1 pseudogene is annotated in these 448 nt (G+C 60.0%); it reads right to left on the bottom strand.

The annotated features are described in order from the left end of the window. Positions 1-448, bottom strand: a pseudogene (dnaE2, locus tag J5M67_RS28585) (error-prone DNA polymerase); the annotation flags it as partial.

Raw genomic sequence — 448 nt, 5'->3', positions numbered from 1 at the left:
CGGTAATCCCAAGGCAGTAGCAGACGGCCGAATTGGCCGCCGATCCGCGCCCTTGGCATAGGATCTCCTGCGTTCGCGCGTAATCGACGATGTCTTTGATGGTAAGAAAGTAGCGGGCCAGATCGAGCTCATCGATCAATGCCAACTCATGTTCGAGTATTTTCTGTACGTTGTCAGACACGCCGCGCGGATAGTAATCCTCCGCACCCTTCCACGTCGATTTTTCAAGGTATTGCTGCGGCGTCATGCCGTCGGGATAGATCTCTTCCGGATACTCGTATTGCAGGGGGTCCAGACTGAAGGCGCAAGCGTCCGCCACCTCGCGCGCCGCCGCGATGGCGTGGGGCCAGCGCGCGAACAGCTTGGCCATCTCGTCCGGCGATTTGAGGTGACGCTCGGCGTTGCCGAACAACAGGTGCCCGGCCTCGGCCACGGTCGTCTTGTGACG

It is taken from the genome of Pseudomonas sp. 30_B (genome assembly GCF_017491605.1).
GTDB lineage: Bacteria > Pseudomonadota > Gammaproteobacteria > Pseudomonadales > Pseudomonadaceae > Pseudomonas.
The sequence above is the reverse complement of the archived record's forward strand: the minus strand, read 5'-3'. Positions and strand labels throughout refer to the sequence as shown.